This window comes from Quatrionicoccus australiensis (assembly GCF_020510425.1).
Classification (GTDB): Bacteria; Pseudomonadota; Gammaproteobacteria; order Burkholderiales; family Rhodocyclaceae; genus Azonexus; species Azonexus australiensis_A.
The window spans coordinates 2,253,120-2,276,120 of record NZ_JAHBAH010000001.1; the positions used below are offsets into that span (position 1 = coordinate 2,253,120).

Here is a 23,001-nt window from a genome sequence, read left to right on the forward strand (position 1 = left end):
GCCATTTTGCCGTCTCAGGCGCGGCGGGCGAACAGGGTGCCGAGCAGGGGCAGGCGACTGGCCAGCTCCTGCACTTTCTCGAACAGCCAGCCGAGTGCGGCGGTGATGCGCGCGCTGGCGGCCGGGCTTTCGATCCAGCGGTAGAACGCGGTGGCGGCCAGCAGGCTGGCGGTCAACGCGGCGATCAGGCCGCAAATGGCCGAGGTCGGCGAGTCCAGTTCAAGTCGCGTATAGACGGCGTTGGCGAGCAGCAGCACCGGGAAATGCACGAGGAAGACCGAGTAGGAAATCTGGCCGAGGAAGGACAGCGGCGGGAAGTTCGGCCATTGTTCGAGCAGGCCGGTGCGGCGGCTGAAACCGAGCGTCATGGCGACGGCCAGCGCGAGCGCGATGCGCAGGCGGAAATCGACGACCAGCGCGGCGATCGCCACGGTGGCGATGACACCGAGCCAGGCCGACATCTGCTTGCGGTCGGAGGCCCACCAGGCGGCCGCGCCGAGGCCGTAGGAGCCGAAGAAGTAGATCGCCCAGTTGTCGAGTTCGGCATCGCGGTTGAACCAGAACAGCGAAGCGGTGGCGACGAGCAGAACCAGTGCCGGTGCGAGCACTCGGATGCGACCTGACCAGAGCAGGATGGCCATCAGCGCGAACAACTGGAAGTCGATCGCGATGTACCAGACGCCGGCCGACAGCGCGTCGATGCCGAGCACGCCGTGCAGCAGCAGGGCATGCGCCAGCCACTGGCTGAAGGTGGCGCGGGCCGGGATCGCCTCGTCGTCCATCCATTGGTCGGCCAGGGTGGCGGCGGCGATGGCGAGGCCGATTGCTGCGAGATAAGGGACGGCGAGGCGCAGGTAGCGCTTCCAGAGCAGTGGCAGCGGCGAAGCGGCAAGCGCCTGGCCTTCGCGCGACAGGGCGCGGGCGGCGAGGAAACCGGCGATGACCAGGAAGATCTGGACAGCCATGCGGCCGTATTCGAAAAGCCAGCCGAACAGGCCAGGAAAGGCATCGCGGGCGATTGCCGCGAGCGGACCGTAAGACGAGAAATGGTTGGAGAGAACAAGCAACGCCGCGATGGCCTTGAGGGCGTCGATCAGCGGCATGCGATTTGAGTTGGTGGCCATAGCGATCATTTTACACCGCGTGCTGCGGTGCACAAATCATATTCCCGGGTGTTTTGTAGGGGTAATTACACAAAACGCGCGACGAAGGATTTGGTGTACAAAGCCGGCAAATCAACCCAGACCCGGTGACCGCTGCCCGGCGCGACGGTGATGGCTTCCCCGTGCTTGTTTTCCATGCGCAGCAGTTGCCAGACGTGGTTGCCGGCCGGATGTACGCATTCGAGGCGGTCGCCAACGGTAAACTTGTTTTTGACCTCGATTTCCATCAGGCCGCGCACCTCGTCAAAACGCACCGCGTCGCCGACGTAGAGGCTGCGCTCGGACTCGGAATGGCCGCGCAGGTAGTTCTGGTAGTCGGCGTCGTGGTGGCGCTGGTAGAAGCCGTCGGTGTAGCCGCGGTTGGCGAGGCCTTCCAGTTCGCTGAGCAGTTTCGGGTCGAGCGGCCGGCCGGCGACGGCATCGTCGATCGCCTGGCGATAGGATTGCGCGGTGCGCGCGACGTAGTACGGGCTCTTGGTGCGGCCTTCGATCTTCAGCGAATCGACGCCGATCTCGACCAGGCGCTGGACGTGCTCGATGGCGCGCAGGTCCTTGGAATTCATGATGTAGGTGCCGTGCTCGTCTTCCTCGATCGGCATCAGTTCGCCTGGACGCTGTCTTTCCTCGAGCAGGATTTCCTGGTCGGGGTGGCTGTAGAACTGTACCGGCTGGTTCAGTGTCTCGCCCGGCTTGTCCGAGCTCGATACCTTGTAGTCCCAGCGGCAGGAATTGGTGCAGCTGCCCTGGTTCGGATCGCGGTGATTGAAGTAGCCGGAGAGCAGGCAGCGGCCGGAATAGGCGATGCACAGCGCGCCGTGGATGAAGACTTCGAGTTCGATGTCCGGGCATTGCTGGCGGATTTCGGCGACTTCGTCGAGCGACAGTTCGCGCGACAGGATGATGCGGGTGAGCCCGAGCTTCTTCCAGAAACGCACGGCCGCCCAGTTCACGGTATTTGACTGGACCGAGAGGTGGACCGCCTGGTCCGGCCAGGTTTCGCGAACCATGTCGATCAGGCCGGGGTCTGACATGATCAGCGCGTCCGGCTTGAGTTCGATGACCGGTGCCATGTCGGCGAGGTAGGTGGTGAGCTTGGCGTTGTGCGGGAAGATGTTGCTGACGACAAAAAACTGCTTGCCGCGGGCATGCGCTTCGTCGATGCCTTCCTTGAGCGCGCCGATGGTGCTGAAGGAGTTGTTGCGCACGCGCAGGCTGTAACGCGGCTGTCCGGCGTAGATTGCGTCGGCACCGAAATCGAAGGCGGTGCGCATCATTTCGAGCGAGCCGGCAGGGGCGAGAAGTTCAGGCGCCTTGCGCATAGTAGAATCCAGCAAAAACCGCGAATTGTAGAGTGTATGAGCGAAGAAATACTGATCAATTTCACGCCGCAGGAAACCCGCGTTGCCGTGATGCAACAAGGCGTCGTCCAGGAATTGCATATCGAACGCACCGCCAGTCGCGGTCTGGTCGGCAATGTCTATCTCGGACGCGTCGTGCGCATCCTGCCCGGCATGCAGTCGGCATTCATCGATGTCGGGCTCGAACGCACGGCTTTCCTGCACGTCGCCGATATCTGGCAGCCGCGTGAGACGGCCACCGAGCGGCCGATCGAGAAAATCCTCTTCGATGGCCAGAGCGTTCTCGTCCAGGTCGTCAAGGATCCGATCGGCACCAAGGGCGCCCGCTTGTCGACGCAGATTTCGATCGCGGGCCGCATGCTGGTCTATCTGCCGCAGGAAAAACATATCGGCATTTCGCAGCGCATCGAGTCCGAAGCCGAGCGCGAGATGCTGCGCGAGAAGATCACCCGCCTGGTGCCGGCTGACGAGAAGGGCGGCTTCATCGTCCGCACCATGGCCGAGAATGCCAGCGACCAGGAGTTCGCCAACGACATCGCCTACCTGCGCAAGACCTGGGCCGACATTCGCGAAAAGGCCCGCGTTTCACCGCCACCGAGTGTGCTGTATCAGGAGCTGTCGCTCGGCCAGCGTGTGCTGCGCGATTTCGTCAATCCGGAAACCGGGCGCATCGTCATCGACTCGCGCGAGAATTTCCAGAAGCTGACCGGCTTTGCCGAGGAATATACGCCGGCCGTTTTGCCCTTGCTCGATCATTACATCGGCCAGCGGCCGCTGTTCGATCTCTACGGCGTCGAGGAGGAAATCCAGAAGGCGCTGGCCCGCCGCGTCGATCTGAAGTCAGGGGGCTACCTGATCATCGACCAGACCGAGGCGATGACGACCATCGACGTCAATACCGGCGGTTTCGTCGGGGTGCGCAATTTCGACGACACCATCTTCAAGACCAATCTCGAAGCGGCGGTCACCATCGCCCGCCAGTTGCGCCTGCGCAACCTGGGCGGCATCATCATCGTCGATTTCATCGACATGGAAAACGAAGAGCACAAGAAGGCCGTGCTCGAGGAATTCAACAAGGCGCTGGCGCGCGACCACACGCGCCTGACGGTCAACGGTTTCACGGCGCTCGGTTTGGTCGAGATGACCCGCAAGCGTACCCGCGAATCGCTCGCCCACATTCTCTGCCAGCCCTGTCCGACCTGCGGTGGGCGTGGCGAGGTCAAGACGGCACGCACCGTGGCCTACGAGATCCTGCGCGAACTGCTGCGCGAGGCGCGCCAGTTCAATGCCCGCGAATACCGCATCCTGGCCGGGCCGGCCGTGGTCGATCTCTTCCTTGACGAAGAGTCGCAGGCGCTGGCCATGCTCTCCGACTTCATCGAGAAGCCGGTTTCCCTGCAGTCGGAGCCGAGCTACTCGCCGGAGCAATACGACATCGTGTTGATGTAATCAAGCCATGGAGACGACAACATGCAGACCGAGCCCGAGTTCGACAGCCTTGTTCCGGCGCAATCCTTCGACCGGCGGAGATTTCTCGTGACCAGCCTGGGTGCGGGATTCGCCGCCGCCGTGCAGCCGGTGATGGCGCAGACAGCGATCAGTACCGATGCCGCCGGTCTGTTGGCAGGCGAGATCAAGGTGCCGGTCGCCGATGGCGGGATGGTCGCCTACCGCGCCCGGCCCGAAGGCAAGGCGAAGGCACCGGTCGTGCTCGTGGTGTCCGAGATTTTCGGCGTGCATGAACACATCAAGGACATCTGTCGCCGCCTGGCCAAGCTCGGCTACTGCGCGATCGCCCCCGAGTTGTTCGCGCGCCAGGGCGATCCGCGCCTGACGACGAGCATTCCCGACATTCTTGCCAATATCGTCAACAAGACGCCGGATGCGCAGGTGCTGGCCGATCTTGATGCCTGCGTCGCCTGGGCGGCCGGGCAGGGCGCCGATACCGCCCGCCTGGCGGTCACCGGCTTCTGCTGGGGCGGACGCATTACCTGGCTGTACGCCGCGCATCGGCCACAACTCAAGGCTGGCGTCGCCTGGTACGGTCGCCTGACCGGTTTTGCCAATGCCGTGACGCCGCACCATCCGGTTGATGTTGCCGCGCAGTTGCAGGCGCCGGTACTTGGCCTGTACGGCGGTCTCGATACCGGGATTCCGCTGGAAACCGTCGAGGCGATGGAAGCCGCCCTCAAGCAGGGCAACGCGGCGGCCCGGGCTTCGCATATCGAGATCTACGACAACGCGCCGCATGCCTTCCACGCCGACTATCGGCCGAGTTATCGCAAGCCCGAAGCCGAAGATGGCTGGCAGCGCATGCTGGCCTGGTTCGCCAGAAACGGGGTCTGATCAGGAGATCGGGACGTCGGAAATGAAAAAAGGCCAGTCATCGACTGGCCTTTTTGGAATCTGGTGGGGCGCGACAGATTCGAACTGTCGACCTACGGATTAAGAGTCCGCTGCTCTACCAACTGAGCTAGCGCCCCAGATTTCCCTTTTACCGACTGGTGGGTCGGGCGAGATTCGAACTCGCGACCAACGGATTAAAAGTCCGCTGCTCTACCGACTGAGCTACCGACCCGCCTAGGGAGCCGCGAATTATATAGATGCCCCAGAGGGTCGTCAACGCACTTTTTGCTTTGTGAAGAATTGTTTTTGCCCGACATGTTGCAGGATTCGCTGGCTAAAATACCTTCATGGGCAACATTTGTTGTCCAAGTCATTGAAATTTCGAATTTTTGGAGAACTGTGATGACAGAACAGGACATTTCCCGCTATCAGGACCTTTTGCTGACAACGGCCACCGATATTGGCCTGAAAATCCTGGCGGCAATCGTTTTTTGGGTGGTTGGCCGCTGGTTGATCGGCGTGGCCTTGAACATGGTCAGGGCATCTCTGGAGCGTCAAAAGGTTGATCCGACCGTGTTGCGCTATCTCGGCTCGGTAATTTCGGTGACCTTGAATGTGCTGCTGGTGGTTGGCATCCTGGGCTATTTCGGGATCCAGACGACGACTTTCGCGGCCTTGATTGCCGCGGCCGGCGTCGCCATTGGCATGGCCTGGTCCGGCCTGCTGGCGCATTTTGCCGCCGGTGCTTTTCTCGTGGTCCTGCGCCCGATGAAGGTGGGCGATTTTGTCACCATCGCTGGCGTGACCGGTACCGTGACTGAACTTGGCCTGTTTACGACGACCTTGAATACGCCGGACAACGTGCAGACCATCATCGGCAACAACAAGGTGTTTGGCGACACGATCCAGAACTTTACGGTCAACCCTTTCCGCCGGGTCGATTTGAAATGCCAGTTGTCGGGGGCGGCCGATCATCAGGCGGCCATGGCTTTGTTGCGTGAAAAGATTGCGCTGGTAGCCAACGTGCTGCCCGAGCCCCGTGTCGATGTCGAAATTCTCGACTTCAATCTGGTTGGCCCGGTGTTGGCGGTACGTCCGTATTGCCACAACGACAATTACTGGCAGGTCTATTTCGATACCAACAAGGTTCTGCGTGAAGCCCTGGCAGAGGCCGGTTTCCCGGCACCGATGCCGGCCCAGAGCGTGATAGTCACGCAGGCGGCCTGAGTCAGCCGAACAAATGAAAGAGCCCGTCGGGTGACGGGCTCTTTTGCAGGGCAGGCAGCTTTTCGCGGAAGACTTTCCGACTTTTATTCCTTGAACGGCTTTTTGCAGCCGGAGTCCGCGAATGGTCCCTTGACCGCAACCCAGTCGTCGCCCGGTGAAAACTGCGCACAGATTTCAATGTCGGCGGACGGGCTGCGCCACTTGTACCAGGCGGCCGGGCCGGCCCAGACGCTGGTGCAGAACAGTGTTGCGGCGACGATCAGTGCGCTTGCCTTCATGTCTTCACCTATCCCTTGCCGTGATTGCGAGCTTGCTCAGCCGAGACGCTTGCAGATTTCCGTGGTCAGCGCCGACTGGTTCATCGAATAGAAATGCAGGCCGGGGGCGCCGCCCTGGAGCAGACGTTCGCACAGTTCGGTGACGACGTCGAGGCCGAAGGCACGGATCGAATCGGCATCGTCGCCGAAGCTCTCGAACTTCTTGCGCATCCAGCGCGGGATGTCGGCACCGCAGGCGTCCGAGAAACGGGCCAGCTTGGTGAAACCGACGATGGGCATGATGCCTGGCACGATCGGAACATCGATGCCGAGCGCTTTTGCTTCATCGACGAAATGGAAGTAGGCGTCGGCGTTGTAAAAGTACTGGGTGATCGCCGAATTGGCACCAGCCTTGACCTTGCGCGCGAAGGCGTCGAGGTCGTCCTTCGGGCTGCGCGCCTGCGGGTGCCACTCCGGGTAGGCGGCGACTTCGATGCTGAACCAGTCGCCGGTTTCGGCGCGGATGAATTCGACCAGTTCGTTGGCGTAGCGGAACTCGCCGGTCTCGGCCATGCCGGAGGGCAGGTCACCGCGCAGGGCGACCGTGCGCTTGATGCCGGCCGCTTTGTATTCGCCGAGGATTTCGCGGATCGAGTCGCGCGTCGAGCCGATGCACGACAGGTGCGGTGCGGCGTCGAAGCCTTCGGCGGCGATTTCCTTGACCACCGAGAAGGTGCGCTCGCGCGTCGAGCCGCCGGCACCGTAGGTCACCGAGAAGAAGGCGGGGTTCAGTTTGGCCAGCTCGGCGCGTACCGTGCGCAGCTTGTCGACGCCTTCCGGCGTTTGCGGCGGGAAAAATTCGATGGAGATTTCTTTGTTCATTTGTTCAACCAGATGAAGAATTCGCGGTTGCCATCACCGCCGGTAATCGGACTGTCCAGCCAGCGCCTGACGGTCAACCCGAGATTTTGGGCCGATTTGCGCAGCTTGCTTTCCACTTCGCCATAAAGCGCCGGGTCGCGCACGATGCCGCCCTTGCCGATGTTTTCCGGGCCGACTTCGAACTGCGGCTTGATCAGCACCAGGATGTCGCCATCCGCCGCGAGCAGGGCGGGCAGTTGCGGCAGGATCAGCGTCATCGAGATGAAGGAGACATCGCCGACGATCAGGTCGAAACCCTTAGCCGGAAAATGTTCGCCCAGGTCGGCGGCGGTCAGGCTGCGGCAATTGATGCCTTCAAGCGCAGTCAGGCGCGCTTCGCCGAACAGGCGGCGACTCAACTGGCCATGCCCGACATCGACGCCGACCACGTGGCCGGCTCCGGCCTGCAGCAGGCAGTCGCTGAAACCGCCGGTGGATTGGCCGACATCAAGGCAGCGCTTGGCGCTGACCGAAATGCCGGTTTCAGCCAGCGCTCCGGCCAGTTTGAGGCCACCGCGCGAGACGAAACGGTCTTCCGGATCGCTCTGTACGGTCAACGTCGTTTCCGAGGGCAAATCCAGCGCCGGTTTCTTGACGATGCCGCCCGGCCAGCTCACCCGACCGGCCGCGATCAGCCGCTGGGCGGCCGTGCGCGAGGCGGCGAGGCCGTTTTCGACGAGCAGTTGGTCGGCGCGTGCCACTCAGCGTTTTCCCGGTGAAAAGAGGATGGCGCTGAGCGCCCAGGAAATCAGGCTGTAAACGACGGAGCCAAGCAGGGCCGAGACAAAGCCGCCGACGTTGAAGCCATCGACGAGATTGCCGGCGAGTTGGAAGAGCAGGGCGTTGATCACGAAAATGAACAGGCCCAGCGTCAGCAGCGTCACCGGCAGAGTCAGCAGAATCAGTAGCGGGCGCAGCACGGCATTGATCAGCCCTAAAACAAGGGCGACGAGCAATGCCGTACCGAAACTCGCCACCTGGACCGACGGCACGACATACGGCAAGGCCAGCAGGGCGAGCGCGTTGATGGTCCAGATGGCGAGCAGGCGCATCTTAGTAGCGGTAGTGGTCGGCCTTGTACGGGCCTTCCTTCGGCACGCTGATGTAGGCGGCCTGTTCGTCGGTCAGCTCGGACAATTGAGCGTTCAGCGTCTTCAGTTGCAGACGGGCGACCTTTTCGTCCAGGTGCTTGGGCAGCGTGTAAACGCCGACCGGGTACTTGTTGGAGCCCTTGACGGCTTCGCTCCACAGTTCGATCTGGGCGATGGTCTGATTCGCGAACGAAGACGACATGACGTAGGACGGATGGCCCGTACCGCAACCGAGGTTAACCAGGCGGCCCTTGGCGAGCAGGATGATGCGCTTGCCGTCCGGGAAGATCACGTGATCGACTTGCGGCTTGATCTCTTCCCACTGGTACTTCTCGATTGAGGCGACGTCGATTTCGTTGTCGAAGTGGCCGATGTTGCAGACGATGGCGTTGTTCTTCATCGCGGCCATGTGGTCATGCGTGATGACGTGGAAGTTGCCGGTCGTGGTAACAAAGATGTCGGCCTTGTCGGCGGCAAATTCCGTGGTGACGACGCGGTAGCCTTCCATCGCGGCCTGCAGGGCACAGATCGGATCGATTTCGGTGACCCAGACCTGGGCCGACAGGGCGCGCATGGCCTGGGCACAGCCCTTGCCGACGTCGCCGTAACCGATGATGAGGGCAACCTTGCCGGCGATCATCACGTCGGTGGCGCGCTTGATGCCGTCGACCAGCGATTCGCGGCAGCCATAGAGGTTGTCGAACTTGGACTTGGTCACCGAGTCATTGACGTTGATGCCCGGGAACTTGAGTTCGCCGCGCGCATGCATCTGGTACAGGCGATGCACGCCGGTGGTGGTTTCCTCGGTGACGCCCTTGATCTGGGCCAGACGCACCGAGTACCAGGTCGGATCGACGGCCAGCTTGGCCTTGATCGCAGCGAAGAGGATGGTTTCTTCTTCCGAGCCCGGCTTGGCGAGCAGGGAGATGTCCTGCTCGGCACGGGCGCCTAGATGCAGCAGCAGGGTGGCATCGCCGCCGTCGTCGAGGATCATGTTGGAATAGCCGCCGTCGGTCCACTCGAAAATGCGGTGGGTGTAATCCCAGTAATCGACCAGGGTTTCGCCCTTGACGGCGAAGACCGGGATGTTCTGCGCGGCGATGGCGGCAGCAGCGTGGTCCTGCGTCGAGAAGATGTTGCACGAGGCCCAGCGCACTTCGGCGCCGAGCGCGGTCAGCGTCTCGATCAGCACGGCGGTCTGGATGGTCATGTGCAGCGAACCGGTGATGCGCGCGCCCTTGAGCGGCTGGGTCTTCGCGAATTCTTCGCGAATGGCCATCAGGCCGGGCATTTCGCCTTCGGCAATGAGGATTTCCTTGCGACCCCAGTCGGCAAGGTTGATGTCAGCGATGACGTAGTCTTTGAATTCAGCCACAGTAAGCTCCTAAATAACTGTGACGGGGAGGGGAATGACGGCATCGTGCTCACCGGCGGCCCCCTGCGCCCGGCAGGGTTGATCAGTGAGCGCCGTTTTAAACCGAGCCTGGGAGAGATCTCCTGCAGCGCCCCTCGGTAGGTGGCGGATTATAAACCGCTTTCAGGCCGTTTCGGCAGCCCAGTAGCGGTCGACATCCTTGATTCCCCATTTTTCGGCATCCTCGCGGCCGGCGATTTTCTCGGCGCTGCGCGCCAGATCAATCGTTTCGGGTTTGATGTAGGCCTGCGCTCTGGTCGAAAAGAAGACCTTGACCTTGGGCTTGAGCAGCGATTGTTCGCCTTGCTCGGTAACAACGCCGAGTTTGCCGGATTCGAGGCGAACCAGCGAACCGATCGGGTAGATGCCCAGGCTCTTGACGAAGGCCTGGAAGACCTGCGGGTCGAAATGGCCCTTCCATTCGGCCATGCGCTTGATCGATTCGGCCGGGTCCCAGCCGGCCTTGTACGGGCGGTTCGAGGTGATCGCATCGTAGACGTCGCAGACGGCGCCCATCTTGGCGAACAGGCTGATGCTCTCTCCGTTCAGTCCTTTCGGGTAGCCGCTGCCATCGACCTTTTCGTGGTGATGCAGGCAGACATCCTTGACCATGTCGCTGATGCCCTGCCCCGTTAATAGGAGTTTGTGGCCTTCTTCCGGATGGGTCTTGATGACGGCAAATTCGGCATCGGTCAGCTTGCCTGGCTTGCTCAGTATCGCGTGCGGCATCAGTGCCTTGCCGAGATCGTGCAGCAGGCCGGCCATGCCGGCATCGCGTGTCTGTTCTTCACTCAGGCCAAGCTGGCGGGAGAGCGCAATCATCAGGGCGCAGACGGCGACCGAATGCATGAAGGTGTAGTCGTCCGAGGTTTTCAATCGGGCCAGACTGATCAGGGCGCCGGGATTGCGCATCACCGAGTTGGAAATTTCCTCGACCAGCGGCGCCGCGGCTTCGGCCTCGATGGCTTTGCCCATGCGCGCTTCCTGGAACATCGAAACAACCGCCTCCTTGCCGCGCGCGCAGATTTTGGCAGCGCGTTTTACTTCATCGTTGAAGGAGGTTTTGGCGATGCTTTCCGGTGGGGGGGCAGGGATTTCCTCGGCGGTCGACGCCTCCTGATTGCCACTTTCTTCGCCCGGCTCGATGTCCAGGCCTTTCGTCAGGTCGATCCAGATTTCCCTGATCTGGCTTTCCTGGATCAGGACGATGTCCTTCGGATCGGTCAGAACGAATTTGGTCCGCCAGAACGGATGGTCCAGCCAGGCGCCGCAGAATGCCTGCAGGTGCATGCCGAGACGAACATGTTCAACGGAGATTTTCTTGAGCATATTTGCCAATTTTAACGAAATAAGGGAACCGTAGCTCCCTTATTCGTATGCGCCGAGAATGTCAGCTCAAGTCCGTGCAGACCTGATGCGTAGTGCTTACAGCCCTGCGTCGTTGCGCAGCACCGCCGCGCGATCCGTCGAGTTGGCTTCGGCCGGCCCGTCGGGCCTTAACCCAGCGAAGGATCGTGGCTTCGCCAAGGCTGCAAGCTAACGCTTACAGCCCCGCGTCGTTGCGCAGCACCGCCGCGCGATCCGTCGCTTCCCAGGTGAATTCCGGTTCGTCGCGGCCGAAGTGGCCGTAGGCGGCGGTTTTCTGATAGATCGGGCGGAGCAGGTCGAGCATGTTGACGATGCCCTTCGGGCGCAGATCGAAGTGCTTGCGGATCAGTGCGGTCAGGGTTTCGTTGCTGACTTTGCCGGTGCCGTAGGTTTCGACCATGATCGAGGTCGGTTCGGCAACGCCGATGGCGTAGGAAACCTGCACCAGGCAGCGCGAGGCGAGGCCGGCGGCGACGATGTTCTTGGCGACGTAGCGGGTGGCGTAGGCGGCGGAACGGTCGACCTTGGACGGGTCCTTGCCGGAGAAGGCGCCGCCGCCATGCGGTGCGGCACCGCCGTAGGTGTCGACGATGATCTTGCGGCCGGTCAGGCCGCAGTCGCCTTGCGGGCCGCCGACAACGAAGCGGCCGGTCGGGTTGACCAGGAACTTGATGTCGCCCTTGATCAGTTCCTTCGGCAACACCGGCTTGATGATCTGTTCGATGGTCGATTCGCGCAGGTCTTCCAGGCTGATGTCGGGCGAGTGCTGGGTGGACAGCACGACCGTGTCGATGCAGTAGGGCTTGCCATCGACGTACTTGATGGTGACTTGCGACTTGGCATCCGGACGCGCCCACGGCAGGCGGCCATCCTTGCGCAGCATGGCCTGGCGTTCGACGAGGCGGTGCGACAGGTAGATCGGCAGCGGCATCAGCGACGGGGTTTCGTCACAGGCGTAGCCGAACATCAGGCCCTGGTCACCGGCGCCCTGATTGAGGTTGTCGTCGTAGGCCTTGTCCACGCCCTGGGCGATGTCCGGGCTCTGCTTGTCGTAGGCGACGAGCACGGCGCAACCCTTGTAGTCGATACCGTATTCGGTATTGTCGTAGCCGATGCGCTTGATGGTGTCGCGGGCCACCTGGATGTAATCGACGTTGGCGTTGGTGGTGATTTCACCGGCCAGAACAACCAGGCCGGTGTTGCACAGGGTTTCGGCGGCAACGCGGGAATGCTTGTCCTGGGCCAGGATGGCATCGAGGATGGCATCGGAAATCTGGTCGGAAACCTTGTCCGGATGGCCTTCGGAAACGGACTCCGAGGTGAAGAAATATTCGCTCATGGCATGCTCCAATGGTCCTGGGTCCGGCGCTACCGGCTTCGGACCACGAGCTGGCGACGCTTTAGCGGTATTTATTAGTCGCCCCGCAAGTTGTCTCTTTAACTCGGCGAACGGATAATACTAAACTTTTCTCGGCAGGTTTCAACCCCCGGAGCAGCATGGTTTCTTTCTTCCGTTTTCTCGGCTGGCTGCCGTTGTGGCTGGTGCATGTGCTGGGTGGGGCCCTTGGGCGCCTGGCCTACTGGCTGTCGCCGACCTATCGTCGGCACTTGCGCGAAAACCTCGCCCAGGCCGGCATTGATCCGGCTGTGCGCCTGCCGGCGGCCGCCGAGTCCGGCAAGCAGATGCTGGAGCTGTCGCGCATCTGGATGCGGACGCTGGATCAGGCTTGCGAGCAGGTGGTCGAGGTGGTCGGCTGGGAGCACGTCGAGGCGGCCACGGCGAGCGGCAAAGGCATCGTGTTTCTGACGCCGCATCTCGGTTGTTTCGAAATTACCGCCCAGTATTTGTCGTCGCACTTCCCGATCACTGTGCTCTATCGTCCGCCTAAAAATGCCAGTTTCCAGTACCTGATCGAAACCGGCCGTCAGCGCGAACAACTGCACCTGGCGCCGGCCGACCTGTCCGGCGTTCGTTCGTTGATCAAGGCGCTGAAGCGCGGTCAGGCGATCGGGCTGCTGCCCGACCAGGCGCCGAAGACCGGCGAAGGTGTCTGGCTCGATTTCTTCGGTCGCCCGGCCTACACGATGACGCTGGCGGCCCGCCTGACCGAAACCGGGGCGACGACGCTGATGACCTGGGGGGAGCGGCTGCCGGATGGACGTGGCTATCGCATTCATTTTGCGCCGCCGCAGACCGGGCTCACTGGTGATACGGTCAACCGCGCGCAACAGATCAATTTCGAGGTCGAACATCTGGTTCGTCAGTGCCCGGAGCAATACCTCTGGGGTTATAACCGTTACAAGCGGCCGGCCGGTGCCGATGCGCCGCCGGCAGAAGCAGGGAATCCGTAATGAAGGAAATTCTGACCTATCTTTTCGTGGGTTTTTTGTGGCTGCTGCACTGGTTGCCCTTGCCTGTCCTGCGTCTGCTCGGCCGCGGGCTGGGCAAACTGCTCTATGCTTTCGGACATGAACGGCGCAATGTCGCACTGATCAACCTGCGCCTGTGTTTCCCGGAAAAGACGGAAGTCGAGCGCGAAGACATCGCCCGTCGCCATTTCATCGCTCTTGCCCAATCCGTGCTTGATCGCACGCTGGGCTGGTGGGCATCGCCGGAGCGGCTGAAGCGCATCATCCGTGTGCATGGTCTGGAGCATCTCACCGATTCCTACGGCACCCCGACCATCCTGCTTTCCGCCCACTTCGTCGGGCTCGATGCGGGGGCTACGCGCATCACCATGGATGTCGAGGGCTGCAACATCTACTCGCAACAAAAGAACAAGGTGTTCGAGCGGGTCATGCAGAACGGCCGCAAGCGCTTCAAGGAAGGCATCCAGCTGTCGCGCCAGGATGGCATGCGCAAGATCATCAAGGCGATCAAGGCGGGCTATCCGCTGTATTATTTCACCGACATGGACTACGGCCCCAAGGAATCGATTTTCGTGCCATTTTTCGGTGTTCCGGCAGCAACCATCACCGGCGTCTCGCGTCTGGCCCGCCTGACCGGCGCCCGCGTGGTAACTGCAATCACCCGCCAGGTCGCGGATGGTTACGAAGTCGAGATCAGTCCGCCGTGGACCGATTTCCCGTGCGAAAGCGTCGAGGCCGATACGCTGTACGTCAATCGCTTTGTCGAAAGCCAGGTACTGCGCATGCCGGAGCAGTATTTCTGGGTGCATAAACGCTTCAAGACCCGGCCGCCCGGAGAACAGAGGTTTTACAAATGAACAGCCTGAACATCGAAATTCGTCCCGTCACGCCACCCGACGTGCCGGCCATCTCGTCGTTGGCGCGTGAAATCTGGCAAGCCACCTACCCGGGCATCATCACCCAGGACCAGATCGACTTCATGCTTGAGCAGCGTTATGGCCATGAGCGCCTGTACGACGATCTCGAGGATGCCGACAAGTGGCTCGACCAGGCCTTTCAGGACGGCCGCCGGGTCGGCTTCGCCTTCAGCGAGATCTACAAGGGCGAGTTCAAGCTCGACAAGCTCTACATTCACCCGGACGTGCAGCGCAAGGGCGTCGGCGGTCAGCTCATTGAGCACGTCGCGCAGCGGGCCAGGAAAAAGGGTTACCCCTGCGTCGTTCTCGCGGTCAACAAGCGCAACGAGAAGGCGATCGGTTCATACAAGAAATACGGCTTCGTCGTGCGCGAGACGATCGTTGACGACATTGGCCGCGGCTTCGTGATGGACGATTTCATCATGGAGAAAAAACTTTAGGAATTTGAGGTAACTTGCTGCCTCTGTTATTCTTTTTTAATTAATCAACGGAGCAGCTTGTGAAGCTCAAATTCTCGAAAATGCATGGTTTGGGCAACGATTTCGTTGTCCTTGACGGTGTCCGCCAGGCGGTTTCCCTGACGCCGGAACAACTACGCTACCTGGCCGACCGCAATTTCGGTGTCGGTTGCGACCAGATCCTGCTTGTCGAAGAGACTAGCCAGGCCGGTGTCGATTTCCGTTACCGCATCTTCAATGCTGACGGCAGCGAAGTCGAGCAATGCGGCAACGGCGCGCGCTGCTTCGTGCGTTTCGTGCATGAGCAGGGCTTGACCGACAAGCGCGAGATCAAGGTCGAGACCAAGCGCGGCATCATTACGCCGCGCCTCGAGGCGAACGGCAGCGTCACCGTGGACATGGGCGAGCCGCGCTTCCTGCCGGCCGAGATTCCCTTCCTGCACGACGAGGATGTGGTCATCTACAACCTTGATGTGGCCGACGAAACGCTGGAAATCAGCGTCGTCTCGATGGGCAATCCGCATGCCGTGCAGGTCGTCGATAGCGTCGACACGGCGCCGGTCGGTCAACATGGTCCGTTAATCGAAAATCACGAACAATTCCCGCAACGCGTCAATGCCGGCTTCATGCAGGTTGTTGACCGGCATGCGATCAAGCTGCGCGTGTTCGAGCGCGGTTCCGGCGAAACGCTGGCCTGCGGCACCGGCGCTTGCGCCGCCGTGGTCACCGGTATCCGCCGTGGCCTGCTCGACTCGCCGGTGCGTGTCACGACGCGTGGCGGCGACCTCAATATCGCCTGGGGCGGCCCCGGCCGTCCGGTCCTGATGACCGGCCCGGCGATGACTGTATTCACTGGAGAAATCGAATTATGAGCGCGCTGTTCCCGGAAGAAGTTGCCGATTACCTGAAGAACAATCCCGGTTTCTTCGAGCAGTACGCCGATCTGGTGGCGCAGATTTTCGTGCCGCATCCGCATGGCGGGCGGGCGATTTCGCTGGCCGAACGGCAGATGCTGACGCTGCGCGAGAAGAATCGCCAGTCGGAAAGCAAGCTCGCCGAGCTGATCGCCTTCGGCGAGGAAAACGACGCGATCAGCGAAAAGGTGCATCGTCTTGCGGTCGGCCTGGTCGCCGCGGAAACCTTCCAGGCGGTCATCCATCTGCTCAACTTCCACCTGCGTGACGATTTCTCGGTACCGCATGTCGCGCTGCGTCTGTGGAACAAGCCGGCCGATATCGATGATCTGCCGGAATTCGCGGCAGTCAGCGAGGAGTTGCAGGTTTTTGCCGAAACGCTGGGGCGGCCGTATTGCGGCTCGACGGCCGGTTTCGGCACGGCCTCGTGGTTCGGCGAGCACGCCAACCACATCCGTTCGCAGGCGCTGATCGCGCTGCGCAACGGTGGCGGCACGATCGGCATGATCGCGCTGGGCAGCGAGGAGGCGCAGCGCTTCTACGCCGACATGGGCACGCTCTATCTCGAACGTCTGGGCGAGATGGTTTCTGCTGCGCTGGCCCGGGTGACCAAGAGCGTTCTGTGAGTCAGGCGGCTGACGCCGTTGCTGCCTGGCTGGCCGAACTGGCCGAGCAGCGCCGGCTGTCGCCGCACACGATCAGCAATTACCGGCGCGACCTCGACAAATTGCTGAGCGCGGCGGGCGCAACGCCGCTGGCCGAATTGCACGGCCAGCAGATTCGCCGCTTCATTGGCCAAATGCACGCGCAAGGCCTGGGCGGTCGCTCGCTGGCCCGTACCCTGTCGGCCTGGCGCGGCTTTTTCGCCTGGCTCGGCAGGCGTGGCGCAGTGCCTGCCAATCCGTGCGAGGGCGTGCGTTCCCCGAAATCACCCAAACTGTTGCCCAAGGCCTTGTCGGTCGATGAGGTCAATCGCCTGCTCGAACCCGTTGCCGACGACGATTCGCTGCTGGCGGCGCGCGATACGGCGATGTTCGAACTGTTCTACTCCTCCGGTCTGCGTCTCGCCGAGCTGGCCGCGCTCGACCGCGATGCGCTCGATTCCATCCTGCACGAAGGCGAGGTCAGGGTGCTCGGCAAGCGCAGCAAGGCGCGCATCGTGCCGGTCGGGCGCATGGCGCAGCGGGCGCTGGCGGCCTGGGCCGAGGTGCGCGACCAACTGGCCGGTGCCGACGAGGTGGCCTTGTTTGTCGGCCAGCGCGGCCGGCGGATCAGTCATCGCGTGATCGAGGACCGTCTCGCCAAGCGTGCCGTGCAGCTCGGTTTGCCGCGCCACGTGCATCCGCATATGCTGCGCCATTCCTTCGCCTCGCATGTGCTGCAGTCCTCCGGCGACCTGCGCGCGGTGCAGGAAATGCTCGGCCACGCCAGCATCGCGTCGACGCAGGTTTATACGCATCTCGACTTCCAGCATCTGGCGCGGACCTATGATGCGGCGCATCCGCGGGCCAAGCGCAAGCCCTGATCTGGGCTGGCAAAATCGCCTGTGGCAGACGGTCGACCGTTAAAAAAGCAGGAAAATCCGGCTTCAATTGACCTGCGGGCTGTCTACCTCTATGATTCACGGTTTTGAAAATTCGCCGGAATCAAGGAGTTAGTCATGGCTATCAATCGCACCCGCCGCTCTTCCCTCGAGCGCCGCAGCATTTCCAAGTCTGCCAAGCGTCTGTTCAAGGGCGACGGCAAGACCGCATTCAAGGTCATCTACGCTGCCGAATGCCACGCTCGTAACCGCAAGGCACTGGGCGCTTAAGCTGCTGTACCGTATTTCGAGCCCCGGTTGCCGCAAGGCAGCCGGGGCTTCTTTCATTGTGAAGCCGCTTTTTGCCGGCTTCGTGGCGCGACAAGGCGGAAAAATCTTATGGCTCAACTGATCCTGATGCCGGGCAAGGAACGTTCGGCGTTCAAGCAGCATCATCCCTGGGTGTTCGCCGGCTCGGTCGGTCGCCTCGAAGGGCGTGCCCGGCCGGGCGATACGGTCGAGGTGCTGGCCGACAACCTGCGCCCGCTCGGGCGCGCCGCCTACAGCCCGAAATCGCAGATTCGCGCCCGCTTCTGGACTTTCGATGCCGAAGAGTCGATCGACGACGCCTTCTTCAAGCGCCGTGTCGCGGCCGCCGTCGAACGCCGTCGCGCCCTGCCCGAGTTGCGCGGTCAGCAGGGCCTGCGCCTGATCCACGCCGAATCGGATGGCCTGCCCGGCGTCATCGCCGACCAGTACGGCGACACCATCGTCGTCCAGCTCACCTCGGCCGGTGCCGACAAGTGGCGCAACGCCATCGTTGCCGGCCTGGTCAAGGCGACCGGCTGCGCCCGCGTCTATGAGCGCTCCGATTCCGACGTGCGCGGCATGGAAGGCCTCGAGCCGACCACCGGCTGGCTGTATGGCGAAGCGCCGGCGACACCGCTGTCCATCGACGAGAATGGCGTACGCCTGGCGGTCGACGTCGTCGGCGGGCACAAAACCGGGTTCTATCTCGACCAGCGCGACAACCGTGCGCTGCTCGGCCAGCTCGCTGCCGGCAAGGACGTCCTGAACTGTTTCTGCTACACCGCCGGCTTCTCGCTGCAGGCGCTGGCTGGCGGTGCCGCCAGCGTGCTGTCGATCGACTCCTCCGGCCCGGCCCTGGCGCAGGGTAAGGCTAATCTGGCGCTCAATCCGCAATTGCCGGCCGAACGCGCCCAGTGGCAGGAGGCGGACGTCTTCCAGGCGCTGCGCGATTTCAGGAAGGAAGGCCGTCAGTTCGACCTGATCGTGCTCGATCCGCCCAAGTTCGCGCCCTCTGCTTCGCATGCCGAGCGCGCCGCCAAGGCCTACAAGGACATCAATGTCTTCGGTTTCAAGCTGTTGAAGCCGGGCGGCTTGCTGATGACCTATTCCTGTTCGGGCGGTATCGGGCTTGAACTGTTCCAGAAGATCGTTGCCGGCGCCGCTCACGACGCCGGACGCGAGGCGCGCATCGTGCGCCGTCTGGCCGGTGCGGCTGATCACCCGGTCGCGTTGAACTTTCCGGAAGGCGAATATCTCAAAGGTCTGCTCGTCCAGGTCGATTAAACTGCCCACGTGAATTCGCTGCGCCATCTCCTTCTCGTTGTCGTCCTCTGCTTCGCCCAACTGGCGGCGGGGGCGCATGCCGTCGAGCATGCCGCGGGCAAGGAGGGGGCGCTGCCGGCGCATGCCTGCGAACTCTGCCTGGCGGCGCACGACCTCGGTTCGGCGCTGCCGTCGCTGGCGGTTCTGCCGCCGCTGGTGGCTGCCTGTCTCGTCCCCGAAGCGCTGCAAACGCACGCGCGCACCGCTTTTCCACCGCCGCTGGCCCGCCAGCGCGATCCTCCTGCTGCCTGAAAACTGCCATTTTTGAAGCGTCGACCGTCTGACGCGCCTGTCTATATCGACAAGCGCCGTCGCCGGTCGCAACCGTGCATTTTCAGGAGAAACCCATGCAGAAGTCTTTTGCCATGGCTGCCTTGCTTGCCGCGTCGTGCGCGGCGCAGGCGGCTGGCAGTGATGCCGATCTGGCCGCCATTCGCGCCCAGATCGCCGAAATGAAACAGAGCTACGAGCAGCGCATTGCCGCGCTCGAAAACAAACTTGCCGAAGCGGAAAGCAGGACGGCCCAGAGCGCCGCTGCGCCCGTCGCCGTCGCGCCGGCGGCCCAGTCCTCGGCCAGTGCCTTCAATCCCGAGGTATCGCTGATCCTGCAGGGCAAGCTGCGCCAGATGAAGGACATTCCGAATCGCGGCATCACCGGTTTCTTCCCTGCCGGTGTCGAGGGCGCCAACGGGCGCGGTTTTTCGGCCGACGAAACTGAACTGGTACTCGCCGCCAATATCGATCCCTATTGGCGCGGCCAGGCGATTGTCGCGATGGCCGACGGGCAGGCCGAGATCGAGGAAGCCTGGTTCCAGTCCTTGGCGATCGGCCACGGCGTCGGCCTCAAGGCCGGGCGCTTCCGCTCGGGCATTGGCTACATCAACGAGCAGCATCCGCATGCCCGCGATTTTGCCGATGCACCGCTGATGTATCAGGCGATGTTCGGTGACAGCTACGCCCAGGACGGTGTGCAGCTCAAATGGCTGGCACCGACGCCACTCTTCGTCGAATTCGGCGCCGAAGTCGGGCGTGGTGCCAATTTCCCGGGCACCGACCGCAATCGTAACGGTGCCGGCGGTTCGGCGCTGTACGTGCACGTCGGCGATGATCTCGGGGTCGAAAACAGCTGGCGGGTCGGCCTGTCCTGGCTGAAGACCAAGGCCGGCGAGCGCAGTGCCGACTTCACCGATTTGGCGGGCGTGACGGCGCAGGGTGCCTTCACCGGCGACTCGACGACCTGGCTCGCCGATTTCGTCTGGAAATGGGCGCCGAACGGTAATCCGAAGTACCAGAACTTCAAGTTCCAGGGCGAGTATTTCGCGCGCCAGGAGAAGGGTGCGCTGAATTGCAGCTCGGCTGATGCCGCCAGCTTGTGCAATGTCGCCGTTGAAAGCGCTTACCGCACGCGTCAGTCCGGCTGGTACACGCAGGGCGTTTACCAATTCACCCCGGAATGGCGGGCCGGTCTGCGCTACGAACAGCTCGACAGCGGTACGCGCGATTTCGGTCTGAATACGGCTAACCTGGCGGTCGACGCCTATAAACCGAAGAAAACCACGGCGATGGTCGATTACAGCTGGAGCGAGTTTTCGCGCGTCCGCCTGCAGTACGCCCAGGACAAGTCGATGGCGGGGATCACCGACAAGCAGTGGACCCTGCAGTACATCATGAGTCTCGGCGCCCACGGCGCTCACAAATTCTAGGAGCCGACGATGAACAAGCTGTTTGCAACCCTGCTTTTGACCCTGGCTGCACTGCCGGCGCAGGCTGATCTCAAGGTTTTTGCCACGGTGCCGGAATGGGCAGCGCTGGCGCGCGAGATCGGTGGCGACAAGGTACAGGTTTATGCCGCAACCACCGCCTTCCAGGATCCGCACCGGATCGAGGCCAAGCCCTCCCTGCTGGCGCAGGCGCGTCAGGCCAACCTGGTCGTTGCCGCCGGCGCCGATCTCGAAATCGGCTGGCTGCCGCTGGTTCTGCGCGATTCCGGCAATGCCGCGATCCAGCCGGCGCAGCCCGGCTATTTCGAGGCCTCGGCCTGGGTCAACCGCCTGGAGGTGCCGACTGTCCTTGACCGGGCACATGGTGACGTGCACGCCGCCGGCAATCCGCACGTCCATCTCGATCCGCGCAACGTGCTCAAGGTCGGCGAAGCGCTGACGGCGCGCATGGCCGAGCTCGATCCGGCTCAGGCCGCGACCTACCGGAGCGGTTTCAAGACTTTTGCCGGCAAGTGGCAAGTCGCCATGGCGCGCTGGGAGAAGGAGGCGGCACCCTTGCGCGGCATCGGCGTGCTGGTGCATCACCGCTCATTCGTCTATCTGGAAAGCTGGCTGGGTATGCGCGAACTCGGTGCCCTTGAGCCAAAACCGGGGATCGAGCCGAGCAGTGGTCATCTGACCAGCCTGCTCGCCCGGCAGCAGGCAACGCCGGCGAAGATGGTGCTGCGTGCGGCCTACCAGCAGGACGGGCCGAGCCAGTGGATTGCCGGCAAGGCAGGCATTCCAGCCGTGTTGTTGCCGTATACCGTGGGTGGCACGCTGGAGGCGAAGGACTTGTTCGGCTTGTTCGACGATACGCTGCAACGTCTGCTGAAAGCGGCACGTTGAATCCGCTGCTTGACGCGGAAGGCCTGGTGGCCGGCTGGGAGCAGCCGGCCACCAGGCCCTTTGATTTCGCGGTCGGGGCTGGCGAAGTGGTCGGCCTGACCGGACCGAACGGGGTCGGCAAGAGCACGGCGCTCGCCGTTTTTGCCGGTCGTGCGACGCGTTTTGCCGGTCGTCTCGAACTGGCGCCCGGCTTGCGTCTCGCCTTGCAGACGCAGGACGTGCCGCCCTTGCTCGGCCTGCCGGTTTCGGCGCGCGAACTGCTCGCCCTGACCGGCGCCACGCCGGAAGGCCTGCCACCCTGGCTGGCCGGGCGTCTGGATCAGCGTCTCGACCGCCTGTCCGGCGGCCAGCGCCACTATCTTGCCTTGTGGGCCATCCTGCAGGCGCCGGCCGACCTGGTGCTGCTCGACGAACCGACCAACAACCTTGATGCGGCCGGTGTCGCGCACCTGACGGTCAACCTGCGCCAGCGGGCAAAAACCGGCGCCGGCATCGTTGTCGTCAGCCACGATGCAGCCTTCGTTGCCGACGTCTGCGATCGCGTCGTTGTTCTGGGAGCCTGCGATGTGGAGTGAGCTTTTCCTGATTCCCTTCCTGACCGGGCTTGTCCTGGCCGTGCTCTTGCCCTTGCTCGGTTGCTACCTGCGCCTGCGTGACGAATGGCTGGCGGCTCTCGCCTATTCGCATGTCGCGGCAGCCGGTACCTTGCTCGCCCTGGTCGCCGCTTTGCCTCCGGCCCTGGGGGGCTTGGGGGCGGCTGCGGCGGTCGGTGCAGGCAAGCGTTTTTTTGCCCGCCGTCTGGCCGGCGGGGCGAGTTATGCGCTCCTGCTGCTGGCGGGCTGGGCCGTCGCGGTACTGGTTGCCGCCAACCAGCCGAGCGCGGAACGCCTCGGGCATGCCTTGTTTGACGGTCAGCTCTACTTTGCCGACAGTCAGCAACTGTGGCTGGTCGGCGTATTTTCTGTTCTCGCCTTGCTGGTGTTGCGTCTCTTGTCGCAGCACCTGTTGCTCGCCCATCTTTACCCCGATTTCTTCCGGGTACGTGGCTTGCGCACCTGGCCGATCCAGACCGGATTCGATGTCCTGGCCGCGCTGGCGCTGGCTTTGGCGACGATGAGCCTCGGTGTGATGGGCGCCTTCGCCCTGGTTTTCATCCCGCCCTGGCTCGCCTTCCGGCGTGCTGCCAACTGGCGGCGGGGCTTGCTGCTGGCCGTGCTGATCGGCGTGCTGGCCTATGTTGCCGCTTTCCTCGGTGCGCTGGTGCTGGACCAGCCATTCGGACCAATGCTGGCTCTCGTCTTGATCACTGTCGGCCTGGTGATTGCATGACATTCGGCGGCGTGCTAAAACACTGGTTCTGTGTGCGGAGCAGTTATGGTCTTTTCCTTTTTCAAGAAGCAACCCCAAAAAATGCCGGAACGGCCGGCGGCTCGT

25 protein-coding genes, 2 tRNA genes and 1 riboswitch are annotated in these 23,001 nt (G+C 62.5%); of the genes, 16 read left to right on the forward strand and 11 right to left on the reverse strand.

The genetic code is table 11. The features are described from left to right. Positions 1-14: 14 nt before the first annotated feature. Together KIG99_RS10840 and trhP are read right to left on the reverse strand one after the other, a co-directional pair. Positions 15-1,133 carry an acyltransferase family protein gene (locus KIG99_RS10840; RefSeq protein WP_226460180.1) on the reverse strand — a complete coding sequence of 373 codons (1,119 nt, stop codon included), beginning with the start codon at positions 1,131-1,133 and terminating at the stop codon, positions 15-17. A gap of 56 nt (positions 1,134-1,189) precedes the next feature. Next, positions 1,190-2,482, reverse strand: coding sequence for a prephenate-dependent tRNA uridine(34) hydroxylase TrhP (gene trhP / locus KIG99_RS10845; RefSeq protein WP_226460181.1), 1,293 nt, complete (start codon positions 2,480-2,482; stop codon positions 1,190-1,192). A gap of 36 nt (positions 2,483-2,518) precedes the next feature. Here trhP and rng point away from each other — a divergent pair, with 36 nt between their 5' ends. Both rng and KIG99_RS10855 read left to right on the forward strand, forming a co-directional pair. Then, a complete protein-coding gene (gene rng, locus KIG99_RS10850; RefSeq protein ID WP_226460182.1) occupies positions 2,519-3,970 on the forward strand; it encodes a ribonuclease G in 1,452 nt (483 codons plus the stop codon). A 21-nt stretch (positions 3,971-3,991) separates the two neighbouring features. Beyond that, positions 3,992-4,867 carry a dienelactone hydrolase family protein gene (locus KIG99_RS10855; RefSeq protein WP_226460183.1) on the forward strand — a complete coding sequence of 292 codons (876 nt, stop codon included), beginning with the start codon at positions 3,992-3,994 and terminating at the stop codon, positions 4,865-4,867. A 61-nt stretch (positions 4,868-4,928) separates the two neighbouring features. Here KIG99_RS10855 and KIG99_RS10860 read toward each other — a convergent pair. Next, positions 4,929-5,004 (reverse strand) — tRNA-Lys (locus tag KIG99_RS10860). Positions 5,005-5,023: 19 nt separating this feature from the next. After that, a tRNA-Lys gene (locus tag KIG99_RS10865) sits at positions 5,024-5,099 on the reverse strand. A 170-nt stretch (positions 5,100-5,269) separates the two neighbouring features. On the opposite strand from KIG99_RS10865, the gene KIG99_RS10870 reads away from it, so the two are divergent. Then, positions 5,270-6,094, forward strand: coding sequence for a mechanosensitive ion channel family protein (locus KIG99_RS10870; RefSeq protein WP_226460184.1), 825 nt, complete (start codon positions 5,270-5,272; stop codon positions 6,092-6,094). An 83-nt stretch (positions 6,095-6,177) separates the two neighbouring features. Here KIG99_RS10870 and KIG99_RS10875 read toward each other — a convergent pair whose 3' ends face one another. From KIG99_RS10875 to metK, 7 genes are all read right to left on the reverse strand, one after another. Further along, on the reverse strand, positions 6,178-6,372 hold the full coding sequence (locus tag KIG99_RS10875; RefSeq protein WP_226460185.1) for a hypothetical protein: 195 nt from the start codon (positions 6,370-6,372) through the stop codon (positions 6,178-6,180). 36 nt (positions 6,373-6,408) lie between these two features. Beyond that, positions 6,409-7,233 (reverse strand): methylenetetrahydrofolate reductase [NAD(P)H], encoded by an 825-nt coding sequence (gene metF, locus KIG99_RS10880; protein WP_226460186.1) that lies wholly within the window; start codon positions 7,231-7,233, stop codon positions 6,409-6,411. Next, the gene (locus KIG99_RS10885) at positions 7,230-7,973 is read right to left on the reverse strand and encodes a TlyA family RNA methyltransferase (RefSeq protein WP_226460187.1); all 744 of its coding nucleotides are present in this window, start codon (positions 7,971-7,973) and stop codon (positions 7,230-7,232) included. The genes metF and KIG99_RS10885 overlap by 4 nt, the downstream gene beginning before the upstream one ends. After that, positions 7,974-8,324 carry a phage holin family protein gene (locus tag KIG99_RS10890; RefSeq protein WP_226460188.1) on the reverse strand — a complete coding sequence of 117 codons (351 nt, stop codon included), beginning with the start codon at positions 8,322-8,324 and terminating at the stop codon, positions 7,974-7,976. Between the two features lies 1 nt (position 8,325). Further along, entirely contained in the window at positions 8,326-9,738 is a 1,413-nt protein-coding gene (gene ahcY / locus KIG99_RS10895) for an adenosylhomocysteinase (RefSeq protein ID WP_226460189.1), read from the reverse strand. 80 nt (positions 9,739-9,818) lie between these two features. Further along, a riboswitch (S-adenosyl-L-homocysteine riboswitch) is annotated at positions 9,819-9,880 on the reverse strand. Between the two features lie 20 nt (positions 9,881-9,900). After that, the gene (locus tag KIG99_RS10900; protein WP_226460190.1) at positions 9,901-11,106 is read right to left on the reverse strand and encodes an HD-GYP domain-containing protein; all 1,206 of its coding nucleotides are present in this window, start codon (positions 11,104-11,106) and stop codon (positions 9,901-9,903) included. A 214-nt stretch (positions 11,107-11,320) separates the two neighbouring features. After that, a complete protein-coding gene (metK, locus tag KIG99_RS10905) occupies positions 11,321-12,484 on the reverse strand; it encodes a methionine adenosyltransferase (protein WP_226460191.1) in 1,164 nt (387 codons plus the stop codon). 158 nt (positions 12,485-12,642) lie between these two features. On the opposite strand from metK, the gene KIG99_RS10910 reads away from it, so the two are divergent. The 13 genes from KIG99_RS10910 (at position 12,643) to KIG99_RS10970 (ending at position 22,896) form a co-directional block, all read left to right on the forward strand. Beyond that, positions 12,643-13,497 carry a lysophospholipid acyltransferase family protein gene (locus KIG99_RS10910; protein ID WP_226460192.1) on the forward strand — a complete coding sequence of 285 codons (855 nt, stop codon included), beginning with the start codon at positions 12,643-12,645 and terminating at the stop codon, positions 13,495-13,497. Beyond that, complete coding sequence (locus KIG99_RS10915; RefSeq protein WP_264180411.1) at positions 13,497-14,372, forward strand: LpxL/LpxP family acyltransferase; 876 nt, start codon at positions 13,497-13,499, stop codon at positions 14,370-14,372. Before KIG99_RS10910 ends, KIG99_RS10915 begins: the two co-directional genes overlap by 1 nt. Beyond that, the gene (locus tag KIG99_RS10920) at positions 14,369-14,872 is read left to right on the forward strand and encodes a GNAT family N-acetyltransferase (RefSeq protein ID WP_226460193.1); all 504 of its coding nucleotides are present in this window, start codon (positions 14,369-14,371) and stop codon (positions 14,870-14,872) included. Before KIG99_RS10915 ends, KIG99_RS10920 begins: the two co-directional genes overlap by 4 nt. Before the next feature lie 59 nt (positions 14,873-14,931). Next, positions 14,932-15,762 carry a diaminopimelate epimerase gene (gene dapF, locus KIG99_RS10925; RefSeq protein WP_226460194.1) on the forward strand — a complete coding sequence of 277 codons (831 nt, stop codon included), beginning with the start codon at positions 14,932-14,934 and terminating at the stop codon, positions 15,760-15,762. Then, positions 15,759-16,430: a DUF484 family protein gene (locus tag KIG99_RS10930; protein ID WP_226441955.1), complete on the forward strand. Its 672-nt coding sequence runs from the start codon at positions 15,759-15,761 to the stop codon at positions 16,428-16,430. The genes dapF and KIG99_RS10930 overlap by 4 nt, the downstream gene beginning before the upstream one ends. After that, on the forward strand, positions 16,427-17,329 hold the full coding sequence (xerC, locus tag KIG99_RS10935; protein ID WP_226460195.1) for a tyrosine recombinase XerC: 903 nt from the start codon (positions 16,427-16,429) through the stop codon (positions 17,327-17,329). Before KIG99_RS10930 ends, xerC begins: the two co-directional genes overlap by 4 nt. A gap of 135 nt (positions 17,330-17,464) precedes the next feature. After that, complete coding sequence (locus KIG99_RS10940; RefSeq protein WP_226441957.1) at positions 17,465-17,617, forward strand: hypothetical protein; 153 nt, start codon at positions 17,465-17,467, stop codon at positions 17,615-17,617. Between the two features lie 108 nt (positions 17,618-17,725). Next, positions 17,726-18,919, forward strand: coding sequence for a class I SAM-dependent rRNA methyltransferase (locus tag KIG99_RS10945; RefSeq protein WP_226460196.1), 1,194 nt, complete (start codon positions 17,726-17,728; stop codon positions 18,917-18,919). Between the two features lie 9 nt (positions 18,920-18,928). Further along, complete coding sequence (locus KIG99_RS10950; protein WP_226460197.1) at positions 18,929-19,210, forward strand: hypothetical protein; 282 nt, start codon at positions 18,929-18,931, stop codon at positions 19,208-19,210. 95 nt (positions 19,211-19,305) lie between these two features. After that, entirely contained in the window at positions 19,306-20,661 is a 1,356-nt protein-coding gene (locus KIG99_RS10955) for a TonB-dependent receptor (RefSeq protein ID WP_226460198.1), read from the forward strand. Positions 20,662-20,670: 9 nt separating this feature from the next. Then, the gene (locus KIG99_RS10960; protein WP_226460199.1) at positions 20,671-21,567 is read left to right on the forward strand and encodes a metal ABC transporter substrate-binding protein; all 897 of its coding nucleotides are present in this window, start codon (positions 20,671-20,673) and stop codon (positions 21,565-21,567) included. Continuing rightward, complete coding sequence (locus KIG99_RS10965) at positions 21,564-22,142, forward strand: ATP-binding cassette domain-containing protein (protein ID WP_226460200.1); 579 nt, start codon at positions 21,564-21,566, stop codon at positions 22,140-22,142. Before KIG99_RS10960 ends, KIG99_RS10965 begins: the two co-directional genes overlap by 4 nt. Next, a complete protein-coding gene (locus KIG99_RS10970) occupies positions 22,132-22,896 on the forward strand; it encodes a metal ABC transporter permease (protein WP_226460201.1) in 765 nt (254 codons plus the stop codon). The genes KIG99_RS10965 and KIG99_RS10970 overlap by 11 nt, the downstream gene beginning before the upstream one ends. Positions 22,897-23,001 lie beyond the last annotated feature (105 nt).